Origin of the sequence: Paucibacter sp. B2R-40, from assembly GCF_025717555.1 — a bacterium.
Classification (GTDB): domain Bacteria; phylum Pseudomonadota; class Gammaproteobacteria; order Burkholderiales; family Burkholderiaceae_C; genus Paucibacter_A.
Window position 1 is genome coordinate 111,996 of record NZ_JAJIRP010000005.1, and the last position, 17,781, is coordinate 129,776.

The window sequence follows — 17,781 nt, forward strand, 5'->3', positions numbered from 1 at the left end:
CTCAGGATTTTTTCTTGGCCGTGCTTTCATTGGCGCGGGCTCGTTCATTGCCGAGGCGAATGGCCTCCTTGATCTCACGCACCGAGCGGTCGATCTCGGCCTCATCCATCTCGAAGCGTCGGTCAGCGCCGTCGACCCCGTCGCGCCCTTGAATCGTTGAAGCAAAGCCTCGGTCTTCCAAGGCCTGCGTCGACACGGAGGCGGATTCCTCACCCGCATCGGCGTCACCGACCCCGTCCCATTCCAGCGCCAGCACGGTCACATTGTCGCAACGCGGCCCGCCATTGCGAAGCGCCTGCTCGACCAACTCGGGCACCGCATCGGAGATCGGGCGGGAGGCCAGCTGCTCGGTGATGATGTCGTCCGTGACCGTGCCCCACAAGCCATCCGAGCACAGCAGCAAACGGTCGCCGGTTTCCAGCAACATGGGGCCGTGGATATCCACCATGGGCTTGCCCGGGCTGCCCAGGCAAGTGAACAGCACATTGCGGTTGAAGCCCTCGGCGGCGCTTGAAACCCGCCCCAAGGCCGCTTGTAGCTCGATATAGGAATGATCGCGCGTGCGGGCAATCAGCTTGGACGCGCGCACCAGGTACAAGCGCGAATCACCGCAATGCGCCCAATAGGCTTTGCGCCCTTGCAGCACGCAGGCCACGATGGTGGTGCGCGGCGTATCCGACATGCCCTTGTCGGCCGCATAGCGCAGCAATTGCTGCTGGGCGATCAGAATGGCGTCCTGCAAGAACGCCGCCGGATCGGCCAGCGCCGGTTTGGCTTCGCGTTGAAATATTGCCGCCAGCGTCTGCAAGGCCAGTTGCGCAGCGACCTCCCCCTCGGGGTGGCCGCCCATGCCGTCGGCCAGCGCGAACAGGCCGGCCTCACGGGTGTAGCAATAGCCCATGCGGTCTTCATTTTTCTCGCGCCCGCCGCGCCGGCTGACCTGATAGGTGGTGAACCTCACGAAAGCCTCCGACGGGCCGCCCCGAGGGGGCTTTGCGCTCCCTCGGGCGGCAGCGAACGAAAGTGAGCGAGGGGGCTCATCAAGCTTTTGCTCCGGTCTTGAGGTTTTCAAGTTGCAGCTTGAGGCGCTCACTGAAGCTCAGCTTGGTGTAGCGCCGCTCGGTCTCGCGCGCCAACTCCTTCTGCAAGGAAAACACGCTCTGCGGGCGCGCCAAGGGGTCCAGCGACATGCACCATTCGGCCACTTCGATCATATTGTCGGAGTAGACATTGCGCAGCCTTGACAGGCTCAGCGCCAGGCGGTCTTTCTCAAGTCGCTGCGGTGCATCGTTCGGCGGATAGCCTTGCATACAGGCGTAGATGCAAGCGCCGATCGCGTAGATATCGGTCCAAGGGCCTAAAGCACCATCTCGGCGGTACATCTCAGGCGCAGCAAAGCCCGGCGTGTACATCGGCCGAATGAAATTGCCTTCTTTGGACAGTACCTCGCGCGCTGCGCCAAAGTCCAGCAACACCGCCTTGTTTTCATTGGTGATGAAGATATTGGCCGGCTTGATGTCCAGGTGCAGCATCTTGTGCTGATGCACGATGCGCAGGCCGCGCAGGATCTCGTCGAACAAGCTGCGGATGGTGGACTCGCGAAAGACCTTGTCGCGCTTCATATCACGCGCCGTCACGATGAAGTCTTGCAAGGTGTCACCCTGCAAGTAATTCATTACCATGTAGACGGTTTCGTTCTCGCGCAAAAAGTTGAGAACCGACACCACGCTGGGGTGCGAGATCTGCGCCAGCGAGCGGCCTTCTTCAAAGAAGCTTTTCAGCCCAAGCCGGTAGAGCGGCTGCTTCTCGGGCCGCACACGCGGCGTCAACTCGCCCGGCGAGCGCTCCGCCAAGCTCGAAGGCAGGTATTCTTTCAGGGCGACGAGGTGGTGTTCGGGGTCTTCGGCGAGGTAAACCACGCCGAATCCACCTGCTGCCAGTCGTTTGATGATCTGGTAGCCTCCCACCACGGTACCTGCAGGCAGGGGCGCCGGTTTAGGCTTTGACATAATCGAGTTTTATCTACTACTTACCGGACGCTAGATGCCAGTCTACAGCATGACAGGATATGCCAGCGCCAGCTCGCAGCCCTCCGCCCCCAGTGAAAACACCGGGGTCTCCCCTCCCATCAGCCAGGCCGCTCACACGGCGGTGACGGTCGAACTGCGCTCGGTCAACGGACGCTTCCTCGACCTGGGATTCCGTATGCCGGAGGACTTGCGCGGGCTGGAGCCGGCCTTGCGTGAATTGCTGACGGGCAAACTCAAGCGCGGCAAGGTCGAGTTGCGCATCAACACCCAGCGCGATGTGGAGGGCTCGTGGCCGCAGCCGCAGTCCGATCAATTGAACCGTTTGTCACGCCTGGAAGGTACGGTGCAAAACTGGCTGCCCAAGGCCCAGCCACTGTCGGTGCATGAAGCCTTGCAGTGGTGCAAGGGCGGCGGCTCAGCGACCGAGAAACTCGATGAACCGGCGATGGAAGCGGCACGCAAATGCGTGGACGGCCTGCTGGAAGCGCGCGAACGCGAAGGCGAAAAGCTGGTCGCCATCCTGATGGAGCGCGTGATCAAGTTGCGTGAACTGGCGGACGCGGCCGAGCCGATGTTGCCCGCCATCGTGCAGCGCCAGCAACAGCGCTTTCTTGAACGTTGGCAAGAAGCGCTGGCCAGCACCGGCGCGGCGCAGACCATTCCCGAAGAAAACCTGAAAGAGCGCGCGCTCAATGAAGCAGCGGCTTACGCGATCCGCATTGATGTGGCCGAAGAATTGGCGCGTCTGCGCGCGCATCTGGAAGAGATCGCGCGCCTCTTGAAAAAAGGCGGCGAAATCGGCAAACGCCTGGACTTCCTGATTCAAGAATTGCACCGCGAGGCCAACACCCTGGGCTCCAAGGCTGCTGCGCTGGAACTGACCAATATCTCGGTCGAGATGAAAGTCGCCGTCGAACAATTGCGCGAGCAAGTGCAGAACATTGAGTAGGGTTTGCGGGCGGCTCAGCAAGTAAAGAGCCCCCTCCCCGTCGATGATTGTCGCGGCCAGCTTCTCCAAGGACCCTCGGTGGAGTTGCGCCTCTACCAAGTTTTGCCAAGCTGGCGCCGCCTCAGAAGCCGGAGGCGGCCAGCGCGGCATCGATTTGCGCCATCAGCGCCACATGGTAAGAGTCGCTGGCTTGCTCCTCGGCTTTGTTCATCAACACCGCATAGCTGCTGCCCGAGGGCAGTTGCCGGATGATGCTGGTCGTGCCCGGCAGCTCACCGAAATGAAAACCATCATGAGTCTGGCCGGCCAAGGGCAAGCCGTTGCCGGCCATATCGACGCCGCTGGCACTCGTCTGCAAGGTATAGCGCGAGGCGAACAGGGCCAGCGCCCGGGCGGTGGTCAGACTGCTGACCGCCGCGACCCAGTTGCTGCCGTTGAGCGTGCCGTCTTGGGCGCTGACCGTCTTGCCGGGCTGGTAGATGCTGGGGGCGCTCTGCCCCGTCAGGTAGTTGGGCTCGCGTGCGTCGCGCTGACTGAGCGGCGAGTTCGCGAGCTTGAAATCGTCCGCCGACACGCCGAGCGGCTTCAAGAGTTGCGCCTGCACAAAGCCGACATAGTCTTGCTGGCTGGCCCGCTCAACGATACGCCCGAGCAACATATAGCTGGTGCTGGAATAGGCGGTCTGCGTTCCCGGCGTGAAGTCCAGTGGCCGGCGCAGCCAGTAACGCAAGTCATCGTCGCTGCTGGGCGGTGTGTTGAGCCCCAAGCTCTGCTGGACCTGCGCTTCCAAATGGTCGAGGTCCAGCCCATTGTGCAAGCGGCGATCCCAGCCGGCCTGATGGGCAATCAGATGCGCAATGCTGATGTCCTGAACACGCGGGTCGGTGTCGGCCGAGAGCAGGTCCGCACTCAGCCAGCAGGGGGCATTGCGGCCCGAGCAAAACACATGATCGCTCAGACTCAGGCGGCCTAGCGCAGCCAATTGCTGAATCGCCGCCGCTGTGACCGGCTTGACCACACTGGCCGTGACCATCAGCGCGTCAGCCGGCAAAGCCCGCTGCTGTGTCGCGTCCAGATAGCCATAGCCCTTGTCGTGCACGACGCGGCCATCTTTGCCTATCACCGCCAGGCTCAGCGCGCTGACGCCCTTGGCCGTCATGAATCCGGCAATGAGCTGGTCCAGGCCAAGACTCAAGGCCGTGTTGCTTGCCGCCACGGGGCCGCTGGTGGCAGGCAGAGGCTGCGCTGCCTCAGGCGCGCTGGAGCCGCCACAGGCGCTCAGCAAATGGGCCAGGCAGACCGCCATGCCCAGCGTCTTGCCCAAGGTCTTTCCTAAGAGGCGCGCGGTGAAAGTGAAAGCCATATCGAGTTCCGGTTTGCATTGATGATTCACTTTATAAAAAGCCAGCTTTGGATTTGCTTTAGCGCGTGTTTGCCCTGCCGCCGTGGGGCGCAAGCCTGGATACAGTGCGTGCATGCATTTGCTGATCATTGAAGACGACCTGGACCTAGGAGCTGGCCTACAGCAGGCGCTGAAGGCCAATGGCCTGAGCAGCACCTGGCTGCGCCGGGCGATAGACCTGCCCGAGGATTTCGACGGCCTCAGCATCGACTGTGTGCTGCTCGATCTGAGCCTGCCCGACGCCGAGGGCCTGAACCTGCTGGCCGCCTGGCGCAGCCGCGGCATGCACACACCGGTCATCGTCATCACCGCGCGCTTCGGGCTTGACGACCGGCTGGCCGGTTTGGACGGTGGCGCCGATGACTTCATCCTCAAACCCTTCGCCATGGCCGAGCTGATCTCGCGCATCCATGCCGTGTTGCGCCGCTATGCGCGCCAGGCGAGCGAAGTCTGGCAGCTCGGCAGTCTGGAGATCGAACCGCAGCGCTTTCAGGCCCGCCTGCAGGGCGAGACGCTGGAGCTTTCTCGGCGCGAATTCAGGCTGCTGCTGGAATTGGCGCGCGAACCCGGCGCCGTGCTGGCCAAGAGCGATTTGGCCCAGCGCATGGCGCCGCTGGGTGACCCGCTGGACGCCGGCACGATAGAGGTTCATATCTTCAATCTGCGCCGCAAGATCGGCCCGCAGCGCATCCAGACGGTGCGCGGTGTCGGCTATTTTCTGGATTGCGCATGACTGAGCGCAGAACTGTTGCTGCACCAGCTGAGCCGGCAGCCAGCAAGGCCCGGCCACGCTGGCTCAGGGCCCTGCTGGCGCGCTGGCAACCCAGCCTGGTGCGGCGGGTGATGCTGGCCATATTCTTGGCCTATGCCTTGACTTGGCTGGCCCTGGTAGGCTTTGACTTCATGCGCCGCAGCGACACCGAGCGCATCAGCGAAGGCATGCAGGCCTTCATGCGCTACCAGTCCGAGGCGTTGGACCAGATGCCGACTGCGGCCGAGGCCTATGCCTTCACCCTATCGCTGGAACGCGAGTTCAACCGCAGCCGGCGCGAGTTCGAGCAGCCTGACGCGCTGATGGAGTTGCAGGACCATGCTGGCGGTCGCGTGTTCTGGATGCGCCGCGAGCCCCTGAGGGGCGACGCTCAAGAAGTGAAGCGCTGGCAGCATCAGGGGCGCGAGCATTTGCTGTTCCGCCAGGACGGCGCGCGCTGGTCCTTCCTGTTGGCTTATCCGATCCCTCTGTTCTCCGATGTCGTGCGTGAAATCGGTGGGCAGCTGAATGTGCGCCTCTTGATCAGCTTGCCTTGCTTGATGTTGCCGATTTGGCTGGCGGTGTCGCGCGGCTTGTTGCCGCTGCGCCGCTTGTCGGAGCGACTGGCCCGGCGCCGACCCAACGACCTCAGTCCTTTGCGCTTTGATGCTCCCTATCGCGAGCTCAAGCCCTTGACGGCTGCGTTGGACCGCTTGTTCGAACAGCTGACGCAAAAGCAAGCCAGTGAGCGAGGCTTTGTGCGGGACGCCGCCCATGAGTTGCGCACGCCGCTGGCGGTGATCGCGGCCCATGTCAATGTGTTGGCGCTGGCCGAGGCCCCCGCGCAACGCGCGCAGGCCGAGTTGCAAGTCAATGCCGCGATCGCCAGGGCCGCGCATCTGAGCCAGCAATTGCTGGACTTGAGTCGACTCGAAGGCCTGGCGCCCCTGCCAGCCGAGGCCCTTGATGTTGCCGCGCTGGTGCGTCAGGTGCTGCGGCAGGTATTGCCCTTGGCCTTGGCCAAAGGACAGCAATTGGCGCTGGACGCGCCGCAGCAACTGCTGTTTGAGGTCAATCGCCATGGCTTGCAAACGGTGCTGATCAATCTGCTGGACAACGCCATTCGCTACTGCCCTGCGGGCGCCGAGCTGCAGATTGTTTTGCAGTCCAAGCGATCAGGGTTTGATGACACGCTCAGTTTGAGCGTCAGCGACGATGGCCCGGGCATCCCGGTCGAGGAGCGCGAGCGTGTGTTCGAGCGCTTTTATCGCGGCGCAGGCCAAGCCAGCGGCGGCGGCGCCGGCCTGGGTCTGGCCATCGTGCGCCAAGCAGCCGAACACATGGATGGAGAAGTCGAGCTGAGCGAAGGCCCAGGCGGCTTGGGCTGCTGTTTTACGCTGCGCTGCGTCAGACCTGCAAGCGCGGGCGCTCAGCCGACTCCCCAAGCCGAGCTTTGAGTGCCAATGCGGTTCACAAGTGGAGCTGATTTGGCCGCAACCACATCCCACCGGACTTGAAATTCACGGCGCCGGCTCGCCCGCCTGTGGACTGGCAAGCGAGCCATCGCGCACCAGGCGCCGCAAGATTTTGCCGAGATTGGACTTGGGCAGCGGCTCGTCACGGAACTCGACGAACTTCGGCATTTTGTAGCCCGTCAAATGCTGCCGGCAATGGGCAAGCAAGGTCTGCGCAGTCAATGCGGCGTCGCTGCGCACGACGACGATCTTGACCACTTCGCCCGAGCGCTCGTCAGCCACGCCGATGGCGGCCACTTCGGCCACGCCAGGGTGCAGCGCGACAACGTCCTCGATCTGATTCGGGAAGACCTTGAAGCCCGAGACAATGATCATGTCTTTCTTGCGGTCGGTGAGCTTGAACCAGCCGCGTTCGTCCATGAAGCCCATATCGCCGGTGCGCAGCCAGCCCTCGCGGGTGAAGGCAAGGGCGGTCTCCTGCGGCAGATGCCAGTAGCCGACCATCATTTGTGGGCCGCGCAAGCAGATCTCGCCGACCTCGTTCGGGGCCAACGGCTGCCCGTCTTCACCCAGCACGCAGGCCTGCGTCGATGAGATCGGCATGCCTATCATGCCGGTCCAGTCCTGGATGTCCAGCGGGTTGGCGATCGCGCCGGGCGAGGTCTCCGTCAAGCCATAGGACTCGACGATGGGGATGCCGGTAGCCTGCTGCCAACGCTGCGCCACCACACGCTGTACGGCCATACCGCCCGCGTTGGCCATCTTCAGGCTGCGGGTGTCCACCTCGATGAAGCCAGGTGCGTCCAGCAAGGCTCGGTAGAGCGTGTTGACACCGATGATGGCCGTGAACGGCTGCTGTTTCAGCGTATGAATGAAGGACGGCATATCGCGCGGGTTGGCGACCAGGATGTTGAGCGCTCCGATCTTCAGAAACACCAGGCTCGAGCACAGCGCGTAGATGTGATACAGCGGCAGCGGGCAGACGAAAGTCTCCTTGCCCACGGCCATCTTGGGTCCGATCCACGCCGACACCTGCTGCACATTGGCCACCATATTGCCGTGGCTCAGCATGGCCCCTTTGGCCACGCCGGTGGTGCCGCCGGTGTATTGCAAAAAGGCGATATCGGCAGGCGCCAGCGGAACCTCTTGCAGGCTCAGCGCATGGCCCGCGCGCAAGGCCGCATTGAATTCGACGGCTCCGGGAATACGCCAGCTTGGCACTTTCTTCTGCACGTACTTCAGCACCGCATTGGTGAGCACTTGCTTGAACAGCGGGAACATATCGCCGACCTCGGTGCTGACGACAGCCAGCTTCAGCGCCGGATTGCGTTGCAGCACCTGCTGCACTGTCTGGGCGAAGTTCTCGAGCACCACGATGGCTGCCGCGCCCGAGTCCAGCAATTGGTGCTCAAGCTCGGTGGCCGTGTATTGCGGGTTGACGTTCACGACGATCAAACCCGCCCGCAGCGCGCCGAACATCGCCACCGGGTACTGCAGCAGATTGGGCAGCATGATCGCCAGACGCTCGCCCTTGCGCAGTGCCAGCGACTGCTGCAGCCAAGCCGCGAAGGCCCGGCTTTCGCGCTCAAGCTCGGCGTAGCTGATCTGCACGCCCATGCTGCTGAAGGCCGCCAAGCCGGCGAAGCGCCCGCAGGTCGTCAGCAACAGGTCGGCCAGCGAAGCGAACTCGCCCACATTGACCTCGGGTGGAACGCCCGCCGGGTAATCATTCAACCAGACCCGTTCCATGGTTTACACCCTCGGCTGAACCGCCCCGAACGCAAAAGCACAGCGCAAATCAGACGATGGCGGCAAGCCCAAACCTGGGCGCTGCGCTCTGACCTGCGCTCGGGACCGCTTTCAGACTTGGGATTTGAAGTAGTTGAAGGAATGCACGAACGCGTCGCGCATCTTGTCCATATCGGCCACCAAGGCGTCCCAGCGGTCTTCGCCTGCGGCCTTCATATCTTCCAGCTTGGCGGCGGCCGCCTTGGATTGTTCGCGCAAGCGCGTCACTTCTTCCCTGTACTTGGCGCGCGCTTCTTCCTTCGCGTCCTTCGCCTTGGCGTCGACCGCATCCATCTTCGCGTTCAAGGCATCAAGCTGGTTCTTCATCTTCTGGACATACTCTTCACGATTTGTCATGGCACGGCTCCTTGGGGTTTGATAGGCAAAATTTGCAACTGCTTTGACAGCAATTTAGCCCTCGCCGCCTTGCTGCACTGTGCGTTGGCGAACACAGAATGCTTACTCTTCAGCCCCCACCCAAGGTCTTGCCAAATTCGACGCGGGGTGGCCTGTGCCCGTTCGACCGCTGCGCCAGACTGCTCACTCCGCCTGCTTGTATGCCTGCCCCTGATAAAATCATCGCCAGCGGGCTGAATGCGACCGAATCGCTGACAGGCAAGTATTTGCATGGATTGGGATTCAAGCTCAAACAATGAATAAGCTTAAGAATCGATAGCGGATGGAATACCCAGGCAATTTATTCGTCGTAGCAGCACCCAGTGGGGCAGGTAAATCCAGCTTGGTCAAGGCCTTGCTGGAGCTTGACGCCAAGTTGGACGTCTCGATCTCGCACACCTCGCGCGCACCGCGCGGCCAAGAGCAACATGGCCGCGAATATTGGTTCACCAGTGTCGAGGAATTCAGGGCGATGGCCGCACGCGGCGAGTTCTTCGAATGGGCCGAGGTGCACGGCAATCTCTACGGCACCTCGCGCGCCGCGATCGAAGCACGCATGGCCCACGGCGACGATGTAGTGTTGGAAATTGACTTCCAGGGCGCGCTGCAGATCAAGCAACTGTTCCCCTATGCGGTCTTGGTTTTCATCTTGCCGCCGAGTTGGGAAGAGCTGGAACAGCGCCTGAATCGTCGCGGCGACACCGACCCTGCGGTGATTGCGCGACGCATGGCCAACGCACGCATTGAGGTCGCGCAGGCCCAAAAGTTCGATTTTGTGGTGGTAAATGCCGTCTTTGACACCGCTGTTTTTGATTTGAAGGCGATTGTTCACGCGCAGCGGTTAAAATACGCGGCTCAGCGCCGAAACCGGTCAGCCGTTTTCCTGGCGCTTGATCTGCCCTAGCTTTTCACCGAACACCTGTACTGGAACCCAAAATGGCCCGCATCACTGTCGAAGACTGCCTGACCAAGATCCCTAATCGCTTCCAGTTGGTGCTCGCTGCAACCTACCGCGCTCGCATGTTGAGCCAAGGTCACACACCAAAAATCGAGAGCAAGAACAAGCCAGGCGTAACCGCCTTGCGCGAAATTGCCGCCGGCGAAGTTGGCATCGAGATGCTGCGCAAGGTGCCGGTCTAAGCCGCACCAAGCGATAAATTTCGCTGTACGCGGGCGCCTTCGGGCGCCCGTTGTCGTTTCTTGGCGCCGCGCGCCGAACGACATCGCCGCTGATGCGTTAAATTAGGCTCATGGGTTTTAGATCATTTGCTGCCTCCCGTTTGCCAGCGGCGCTCACCGGACTGTCGGGTTTGCGCACGCCGCCTGAGCCAACTGCCGCCGAAGCGGCGTCCTTCGATGCACTCTTGCATCGCCTGAGTTATCTGCCCAAGGCAGATATCAAGCGAGTGCGCGAGGCCTACAAATTCGCCGATGAGGCGCATCTGGGGCAGTTCCGCGCCAGCGGAGAGCCTTACATCACTCATCCGATCGCGGTGGCCGGCATCTGCGCGGAATGGCGGCTCGATGCGCAGGCCATCATGGCCGCGCTGATGCATGACGCAATGGAAGATTGCGGCGTCACCAAGACCGAGTTGATCGAGCGCTTCGAGGCACCCACCGCCGAGTTGGTGGACGGCCTGACCAAGCTGGACAAGCTGCAGTTCTCGACCAAGGAAGAATCGCAGGCCGAGAGCTTTCGCAAAATGCTGCTGGCGATGGCCCGCGATGTGCGGGTGATCTTGATCAAGCTGGCCGACCGTTTGCACAATATGCGCACGATGGAGGCGATGGCCGCCATCAAGCGCCGCCGCATTGCGCGCGAAACGCTGGACATCTACGCCCCGATTGCGCATCGCCTGGGCCTGAACCAGATTTACCGCGAGCTGCAAGACCTGTCCTTCCAGCATCTCAACCCATGGCGCCACGCCGCCTTGAGCAAGGCCATCTCGAAAGCGCGCGGCAATCGGCGCGATCTGGTGTCGCGAATTGAAAAAGATGTGCTGAAGGCCTTTGAGGGCGCGCAGTACAAGGCCGAAATCGACGGCCGCGAGAAGACCATCTACTCCATCTACAAAAAGATGAAGGACAAGCACCTGAGCTTTGCTCAGGTCAGCGATATCTTCGGGTTTCGGGTGGTGGTGGTCGACCTGCCGCACTGCTATCTGAGCCTGGGCGTGCTGCATCAGCTCTACAAGCCGCAACCGGGCCGCTTCAAGGACTACATCGCCATCCCCAAGCCAAATGGCTATCAGTCGCTGCACACCACGCTGGTGAGCCCGCTGGGCACGCCGGTGGAATTCCAGATTCGCACCGAGGCCATGCATATGGTGGCCGAAAAAGGTGTCGCCGCACATTGGCTCTACAAAGACAGCGGCGGCGCCCATAGCGCGCAGCAAATGGGCGCGCGCTGGCTGCAGTCCTTGATCGAAATCCAAGATGAAACCCGCGACGCTAACGAGTTCCTTGAGCATGTCAAGATCGACTTGTTCCCGGACGCCGTCTACGTCTTCACGCCCAAGTCCAAGATCATGGCCCTGCCCAAGGGCGCCACGCCGGTGGACTTTGCCTACGCGATCCACTCCGATGTGGGTGACCATTGCGTCGCCGCGCAAATCAATGGCGAGGCCGTGCCTTTGCGAACCGAGTTGCGCAGCGGCGATGTGATCGAGATCGTCACCGCCGCCGGGGCGCGCCCGAATCCTGCCTGGCTGAGCTTTGTGCGCACCGGCCGCGCCCGCTCCAAGATCCGCCACTTTTTGAAGAATTTGGAGCAGGACGAGTCGCGCGATTTGGGCGAGAAGATGCTCTCGCAGGCGCTGCGTGCCGAAGGGCTGGCTTTGCCCAGCCTGCATGAAGATGCCGAAGAGGCCGAAGGCACCGACAGTGCCGCCCAGCTTTGGCAGCAACTGGCGCGTTGGGCCGGCAATCGCCATGTGGACGAGCTGCTGGTGGAAATCGGGCTGGGCCGCAAGATCGCCACCATCGTGGCCAAAAAACTCGCACGCATGCTGTCTGCCCAAGGCCAGCGCCCCGACGCCGTGATGCTCAGCATGGGGCGCTTTGCCGCCGATGCCGAGCCGGCCCAGGGTCAGGTCACGCTGGACGGCAGCGAAGGCGCCTCGGTGCGCCTGGCAAGTTGTTGCCGCCCGATCCCTGGCGACGAGGTCAAGGGCTATCTGGGTCGCGGCGAGGGGCTGCTGGTCCACACGGCCGAATGCCAAGTTGGCCGCAAGCTGTTTGCTCGTGACAGCGAGCATTGGATCGCGGTCCACTGGGCCGACGAGTTGACCCGCCCCTTCGAGGCCGCTGTCTCATTACTGCTCAACAACGGCAAAGGCGTGCTGGCGCAAGTGGCCGCCGCTGTCAGCGCGGCCGAAGCCGACATCACGCATATTTTGATGAGCGATGAGTCGCAGCAGCGCGAAACCGCCGAAATGAACTTGCTGCTGTCGGTGCGTGACCGGCTGCACCTGGCCGATGTGCTGCGCACCTTGAAACGCTCGCCCGCCGTGCTGCGGGTTTGGCGGGTCAAGCCCTAGCCTTGGTCCTTGGTTTGAGCCTTGGGCGCGGGGTAACGCACTTCCAGCACCTCGATCTGCTCGAGGCCTCCCGGCGTCAATAACTGCAATTCGTCACCCTCGCGTGACTTCAGCAGCACCCGGGCTATCGGCGCAATCCAGCTGACTTCACCGGCAAGACTGTTCGACTCATCGATGCCCTTGATGGTGATGGTGCGCTCCTCCCCTTTGGCGTTGGAGTAGGTCACGGTCGCACCAAAAAAAACCTGGTCTTTGCCATAGTGGAGGCTGGGGTCGGCGACCTCGGCGATGTCCAGCCGCTTGGTCAGAAAACGCAAGCGACGATCAATTTCGCGAAGGCGCTTCTTGCCGTACAGATAGTCGCCATTTTCGGAGCGGTCACCGTTCTTGGCGGCCCAGGAAACGATCTCGACGATCTTGGGCCGCTCCTCGTCCAGCAGCGTCATAAACTCCGCCCGCATGCAGGCATAGCCCTCGGGGGTCATGTAGTTGCGCGTCCCCTGCGGCAAAGCGGGCAGTGCGCCCTCTTCCTCATCGTCTTGGTTGTCGCTTTCTTTGGTGAATGCCTTGTTCATGCGTGTATTGTGGCGCCAAGCCAATCATCGATGCACTTCAACCAGGTTCAAACAATGAGCAATCAAGCTGCCGGCGGCCCTCTGCAAGGTCTGCGCGTGATCGAGATGGCCGGCATCGGCCCGGCGCCGTTCTGTGGCCGGATGTTGGCCGACATGGGCGCCGACGTGATCGTGATCGAGCGGCCCATGGCCTTGAGGGGTTTGAACACCGGCAACGCGATCAACCGCGGCAAACGTTCGCTCAGCTTGAACCTGAAGTCGCCAATGGGTTTGCAGGCCGCCACCCTGCTGATCAACAGCGCCAGCGCGCTGATCGAGGGCTATAGGCCCGGCGTGATGGAGCAGTTGGGTCTGGCGCCTGCTGCCTTCGAGGCCAGCAATCCCAAGCTGGTGTTTGGGCGCGTCACTGGCTGGGGCCAGACCGGTCCCCTCGCTCAAGCCCCCGGACACGACATCAACTACGTCGCCCTGAGTGGCGTGAGCTCGATCGCCTCACGCGCAGGCACTGCGCCCAGCCTGCCCGCCACCTTGATCGGCGACATGGCCGGCGGCGCGATGTTTCTCGCCTTTGGCCTGCTCTGCGCCATTCTGGAGGCCCAGCGCAGCGGACGCGGCCAGGTCGTGGATGCGGCGATGATAGACGGCGTCGGCGCGCTCAGCGGCCTGATCCATTCGATGCGGGGCAGTGGCATGTGGCCGGCAGCAGCAGGGCAAAACCTGTTTCTGCACAGCTCGCCCTTTTACGACAGCTTCGAATGCTTAGACGGCCGCTACATCACCCTGGGCGCGATCGAGCCGCAGTTCTACCGCGAAATGCTGCGCTTGCTGGAGTTGAGCGATGTCGACCCAACGCAGCAATATGACGCAAGCCAATGGCCGGCGCTGCGATTGCGGGTGGCGGCACGCATCAAAAGCAAATCACGCGAGCAATGGTGCGCGCTGCTGGAAGGCTCGGACGCCTGCTTCGCACCGGTCTTGACGCTTGATGAAGCGGCCGAGCATGCACAAAACCGCGCGCGCGGCAACTTTGTGGAGGTAAGTGGCGAGCTTCAAGCTGCTGCCGCGCCGCGCTTTTCACGCAGCGAGACTCGCTCGCCTCAGCCGGGACCCAAGCCGGGGCAACACAGCTTAGAACTATTGCTGGAGCTAGGTTTCGATACCGAGCAGATCGAACAATTGATCAATGACTGAGAGACCAGCGATCACGTTCTAGCGCTCTGTTTGAATTCAACTCACCAATGAAAAAGGGCCAGTGATTTCTCACTGGCCCTTCTCAACTTTTATAGTTTTGGTGCGGCTGGCAGGATTCGAACCCACGACCCCTTGGTTCGTAGCCAAGTACTCTATCCAACTGAGCTACAGCCGCTCCAAGCCCTCTACTATAGCATCGAATTATCGTTCGAAGCAATAAGATCAAATATTCTTCACAAAACTGCCATTCAAACCCTGCAGCGAAAATTGAAAAGAGGGCCATGATTTCTCAGGCCCTCTTTCGCTTTCTTCTTAGCATTCTTATTATTCTTGGTGCGGCTGGCAGGATTCGAACCCACGACCCCTTGGTTCGTAGCCAAGTACTCTATCCAACTGAGCTACAGCCGCCAAGCCTTGCACTATAGCATGGAAATTACCTGCTTAGCAAGTTTTCATCCAAAGTGGGCGCTATTGAATCAAGGCCGCCGCCTCATGGCAGCGCGCACGCCGTTCCTGATTGCCGTCCCCATCGGCCATCTGCGCCAGCATCAGCCAGCTACGCCGGCGCGCCGCAGCGGGCATCGCGTGATCTTCACCGACCTGCTCCAGCATCATGCGGGCTTTGCCCCACAACTGCCTTTCGGCCAGCGCATGACCCAAGGCGTAGGCCAGATACTTGTCACGCGGGAAGCGCTGCACAGCAGATTCCAAACGCTGCAACCACTCTGGCCCTAGGCCCGGCAAGACCGGCACCAAGGCCTCGGCCAGCACCGCCCGATCATCCACAGCCAAGTCGGCAATATCGTCCCAGAATGGACGCAGCCAACCGCGACCATCTTCCGGCGCGCCCAGCGCAGCGGCGCGCTGGGTCGCGCGAGCTGCGACCACCACATCACGCCTGTCGGCATTGTCGAGTTGCTGCCAGACCGCCCGCAGCTGATCGGCGTCGCGCGCGCCGTCCAGCGCCTCAAAGGCCAACGAACGCAGCAGGCCCTGTGCGGCCACCTTGGAAAAGCCCTGATGCTTGGCCAGCAAACGGGCGGTGCGCAAAGCCTCCAGTGACTGTTTGGCCAAACGGGTGGCCTGCAGCTTCAAACGCAGTGCCTGCGTGCGGCGCGCCACACCGGGATTCAAGTCCGCCAGCAAATCCAGCGCGCGGCCGGCATCGCGGTCATCCAAGGCCCATTCAGCGGCCAGCAGCAAGGCACCCTCCTCTTGCGCCCGCGTGGTCGCGCTGCGCTTGGACAACTCCAAAGCCAACTGCAACTGCTCATCCCGGCGCCGCCTGTCCTGCAGGCGATGTGCGCTGCTGGCGGCGAGCAGATGCCCCAGCGCCGTGAAGCCTGGGTCTTGCACCAATTCCGGCGTCTGCTGATGAATGCTCAAGGCCCGCTGAGCCGCTTTTTGGGCGCGGCCATACCGCGCACCAAAGAACTCCGCCAAGGCTTCACGCAGCGCCAGCTGCGCCGAGCGTTCGCGCTGCGCCAGGCGCCAGGCACGCGCACGTTCGGGCAAGGTGGTCAAGGAGTGCAGCGTCTGAATTGCGGTCACCAGCGCAAAGCATGAACCGACCAAAACCAACAAGAACAGATTCAGCGAGACATCAAGCCGCCAGCCATTCCAATAAAAACTGGCCAGGCCATCATTGCGCCCCAGTACCAGCGCCGCGACCACGGCCACGGCAAACAGCAAAACCAACCAAATCACGGTGCGCATCGCCCGGGCCCCCAATCAGCGTCCGGCCGCTGCGGCAGCCAAGGCCGCCAGCGTGTCGTCGGGACGGGGCACATTGACCTGGCGTGCCTGGCCCGCCACTTGGCGGATCAAGTCATTGGCCACCACGACCTTGCGCGATTGCGGGTCGAAGTAGCGTGCCAGCGCCTCCTGCGCATCGCGCAAGTCGGCTTGGGCAGTATCGAACTGACGGCTCAGCAAAGCCAAACGCGCATTGAGCAAGCGAAGTTTCAAGTTTTCACGCAAGAAATACGCCTGGTCTGGCGCCAATAATGCAGCCTCAGGGTGATCGATACGGGTGACACGCAACAAGGTCCTCGCCTCGCCCCAGACCAAGCCTGCACCTTCAGTCAAACTGGTCTTGGCCTGCCACCACCAATTCGCCAGCAAGCCATCGGCCTGCGCCGGTGGTTTGGTGACGGCATTCACGCCGCGAGCATTCCTGGTCTGATTGACGGACGGCTTTTCCTCGCGGCCTTTGACGTCGGACGAGCGCTCGGCACTCGCCATCAAAGGCAGCTCATCCAGCAAACGCACCACCTCATCGAGCTTGATCGTCAGCGTCGACATATCGACAACGCTGATCGCCTTGACTCGGTCAAGGTCGCGCGCTACGGCCCGGCGCACGCCTTCCATGCGCGGCTGCTTGTAGCGCAGCAGGCGCTCCTCGGCTTGCTTGAGTGTCGCGATCAAAGGCTCGGCACTGCCGGTGATGCTCGACTGCTGCAGCGCGACGCGGATCGAAGCTTCGATATCGCCGATGACGTTCTCATCCCGCGAGCGTGACATCGACTGGATCAACTCTTCCAACTGGCCGCGTTGCAGGGCCACCTCAGCCAAACGTGCATCGAGCAAGGCCACTTTGGCGGCGGTATCGCGGGTCAAATCTTGCGACTGCCGCGACGCCGCTTTGGCTTCACTGGCATCGGCCTGCACCGCCGCTTGGCGCCGCACCAACTCCTGCTCCAGCGCTTGCTGCCGAGTCATGCTCTGCCAAGCCAAGCCGATGCCGCCAAACGACGCCAAGCTCAAGATCACCGCGCCTACAGGCAACCAGCCGGGCAAGGCAGCACTCGGGGCGGCCACGCTGGCGGGGGCGGACGAGAAAGCTGGCGCAGAGCCAGTCTCATTGGGGGTTTGTTGGGTATCACTCACAGTGAAAATGATTGTAGGGGCCGGCCTCGCATCACACCCAGGGCTTCGGCCACTGCGCGTGCATCGGGTCGCGCCAAAACCACATGCCCGACGCCAAGTTCAACGGCGCGCGCCGCAATACGCTCATGCGTGGCAATGCAGCGGGCATGGCGCCAATCGTGTCCAAGGCCAGCCAGCGTCTGCAAATAGCCAATCGCCTCGGCACTGCTGAACAGCCAGACAAAGCGCTCAGGGGCAGCCAAGGCCTCGTTCAGCAAGCCCTGCTCATTCGGCATCAAGCTCGGACAGCGGCGCTGATAAACGCTGAAAAATTCGGGCAAAGCACCCTGCTCACGCAAGCGGTCGGCCAACCACTCCCGGCCCCCATCGCCCCGGAGCATCAGCACGCGCCGCCCTGCCCATATGCGCTCCCGCAGCAGCGGCCACAGATGTTCGGAGTCCAGGCTCGCCGAGTCGGCCGGCGGCTGAACGATCAGTGCCGCCGGCACCCCGGCCTGCACCAGGGCCCGCGCGCTGCCCGGGCCCACGCAGGCGGCAAGCGTCTGCTCAGGCCAAACCTGCCCGGCGGCTTGGCAGGCAAAAAAGTTCGAGACCGCATTCGGGCTGACGAACAGCGCCAGCGCCGCCGTCGGCAATAAATCCCATGCGGCTTTGGCTGCTTGCCCGTCGGTCGGCACGATTTCGATCAAGGGCAGGCTGAGCGCCTGCACCCCCAGGGCCGCCATGCGCGCCAGCCACTCACCCGCTTGCTGCTTGGGGCGGGTCAGCAAAAGCGTCAGCTCAGCGTCGCTCACGG

Annotated in this window: 16 protein-coding genes and 2 tRNA genes; 7 read left to right on the forward strand and 11 right to left on the reverse strand. The window is 62.2% G+C overall.

Going from position 1 to position 17,781, the window contains the following annotated elements; all coding sequences use genetic code 11:
- Window position 1: 1 nt before the first annotated feature.
- Together LNV09_RS11775 and LNV09_RS11780 are read right to left on the reverse strand one after the other, a co-directional pair.
- On the reverse strand, window positions 2-961 hold the full coding sequence (locus LNV09_RS11775; RefSeq protein ID WP_263557279.1) for a PP2C family protein-serine/threonine phosphatase: 960 nt from the start codon (window positions 959-961) through the stop codon (window positions 2-4).
- 79 nt (window positions 962-1,040) lie between these two features.
- Window positions 1,041-2,009, reverse strand: coding sequence for a serine/threonine protein kinase (locus tag LNV09_RS11780; RefSeq protein WP_263533307.1), 969 nt, complete (start codon window positions 2,007-2,009; stop codon window positions 1,041-1,043).
- 34 nt (window positions 2,010-2,043) lie between these two features.
- Between LNV09_RS11780 and LNV09_RS11785 the strand changes: the two genes are divergently transcribed.
- The gene (locus LNV09_RS11785; protein ID WP_263557280.1) at window positions 2,044-2,979 is read left to right on the forward strand and encodes a YicC/YloC family endoribonuclease; all 936 of its coding nucleotides are present in this window, start codon (window positions 2,044-2,046) and stop codon (window positions 2,977-2,979) included.
- 121 nt (window positions 2,980-3,100) lie between these two features.
- Here the strand turns inward: LNV09_RS11785 and LNV09_RS11790 are convergent, their stop codons facing one another.
- Complete coding sequence (locus tag LNV09_RS11790; RefSeq protein WP_263557281.1) at window positions 3,101-4,342, reverse strand: serine hydrolase domain-containing protein; 1,242 nt, start codon at window positions 4,340-4,342, stop codon at window positions 3,101-3,103.
- Between the two features lie 112 nt (window positions 4,343-4,454).
- Here LNV09_RS11790 and LNV09_RS11795 point away from each other — a divergent pair, with 112 nt between their 5' ends.
- Window positions 4,455-5,114, forward strand: coding sequence for a response regulator (locus LNV09_RS11795; RefSeq protein WP_263557282.1), 660 nt, complete (start codon window positions 4,455-4,457; stop codon window positions 5,112-5,114).
- The gene (locus LNV09_RS11800) at window positions 5,111-6,589 is read left to right on the forward strand and encodes a sensor histidine kinase (RefSeq protein WP_263557283.1); all 1,479 of its coding nucleotides are present in this window, start codon (window positions 5,111-5,113) and stop codon (window positions 6,587-6,589) included. The genes LNV09_RS11795 and LNV09_RS11800 overlap by 4 nt, the downstream gene beginning before the upstream one ends.
- 63 nt (window positions 6,590-6,652) lie before the next feature.
- On the opposite strand, the gene LNV09_RS11805 is transcribed toward LNV09_RS11800, so the two are convergent.
- Window positions 6,653-8,356, reverse strand: a complete 1,704-nt coding sequence (locus LNV09_RS11805; protein ID WP_263557284.1) for an AMP-binding protein — start codon at window positions 8,354-8,356, stop codon at window positions 6,653-6,655.
- Between the two features lie 111 nt (window positions 8,357-8,467).
- Window positions 8,468-8,752 (reverse strand): sll1863 family stress response protein, encoded by a 285-nt coding sequence (locus tag LNV09_RS11810; protein WP_263557285.1) that lies wholly within the window; start codon window positions 8,750-8,752, stop codon window positions 8,468-8,470.
- A gap of 322 nt (window positions 8,753-9,074) precedes the next feature.
- Between LNV09_RS11810 and gmk the strand changes: the two genes are divergently transcribed.
- The 3 genes from gmk to LNV09_RS11825 all read left to right on the forward strand — a co-directional run bounded on the left by gmk (window position 9,075) and on the right by LNV09_RS11825 (window position 12,330).
- On the forward strand, window positions 9,075-9,695 hold the full coding sequence (gmk, locus tag LNV09_RS11815) for a guanylate kinase (protein ID WP_263557286.1): 621 nt from the start codon (window positions 9,075-9,077) through the stop codon (window positions 9,693-9,695).
- Between the two features lie 32 nt (window positions 9,696-9,727).
- Window positions 9,728-9,931, forward strand: a complete 204-nt coding sequence (gene rpoZ, locus LNV09_RS11820) for a DNA-directed RNA polymerase subunit omega (protein WP_124452325.1) — start codon at window positions 9,728-9,730, stop codon at window positions 9,929-9,931.
- 110 nt (window positions 9,932-10,041) lie between these two features.
- Window positions 10,042-12,330, forward strand: a complete 2,289-nt coding sequence (locus LNV09_RS11825; protein WP_263557287.1) for a RelA/SpoT family protein — start codon at window positions 10,042-10,044, stop codon at window positions 12,328-12,330.
- Here LNV09_RS11825 and greB read toward each other — a convergent pair.
- Window positions 12,327-12,905 carry a transcription elongation factor GreB gene (gene greB / locus LNV09_RS11830; RefSeq protein WP_263557288.1) on the reverse strand — a complete coding sequence of 193 codons (579 nt, stop codon included), beginning with the start codon at window positions 12,903-12,905 and terminating at the stop codon, window positions 12,327-12,329. The two genes, LNV09_RS11825 and greB, sit on opposite strands and share 4 nt — an antisense overlap.
- A 54-nt stretch (window positions 12,906-12,959) precedes the next feature.
- Here greB and LNV09_RS11835 point away from each other — a divergent pair, with 54 nt between their 5' ends.
- The gene (locus LNV09_RS11835) at window positions 12,960-14,096 is read left to right on the forward strand and encodes a CaiB/BaiF CoA transferase family protein (protein WP_263557289.1); all 1,137 of its coding nucleotides are present in this window, start codon (window positions 12,960-12,962) and stop codon (window positions 14,094-14,096) included.
- A gap of 98 nt (window positions 14,097-14,194) precedes the next feature.
- Here LNV09_RS11835 and LNV09_RS11840 read toward each other — a convergent pair.
- From LNV09_RS11840 to LNV09_RS11860, 5 genes are all read right to left on the reverse strand, one after another.
- A tRNA-Arg gene (locus tag LNV09_RS11840) sits at window positions 14,195-14,271 on the reverse strand.
- A gap of 156 nt (window positions 14,272-14,427) precedes the next feature.
- Window positions 14,428-14,504, reverse strand: a tRNA-Arg gene (locus LNV09_RS11845).
- A 60-nt stretch (window positions 14,505-14,564) separates the two neighbouring features.
- Entirely contained in the window at window positions 14,565-15,812 is a 1,248-nt protein-coding gene (locus LNV09_RS11850; RefSeq protein ID WP_263557290.1) for a heme biosynthesis HemY N-terminal domain-containing protein, read from the reverse strand.
- 15 nt (window positions 15,813-15,827) lie between these two features.
- Window positions 15,828-16,985: a uroporphyrinogen-III C-methyltransferase gene (locus LNV09_RS11855; RefSeq protein WP_263557291.1), complete on the reverse strand. Its 1,158-nt coding sequence runs from the start codon at window positions 16,983-16,985 to the stop codon at window positions 15,828-15,830.
- Window positions 16,982-17,779, reverse strand: coding sequence for a uroporphyrinogen-III synthase (locus LNV09_RS11860; protein WP_263557292.1), 798 nt, complete (start codon window positions 17,777-17,779; stop codon window positions 16,982-16,984). The genes LNV09_RS11855 and LNV09_RS11860 overlap by 4 nt, the downstream gene beginning before the upstream one ends.
- Window positions 17,780-17,781: the final 2 nt, after the last annotated feature.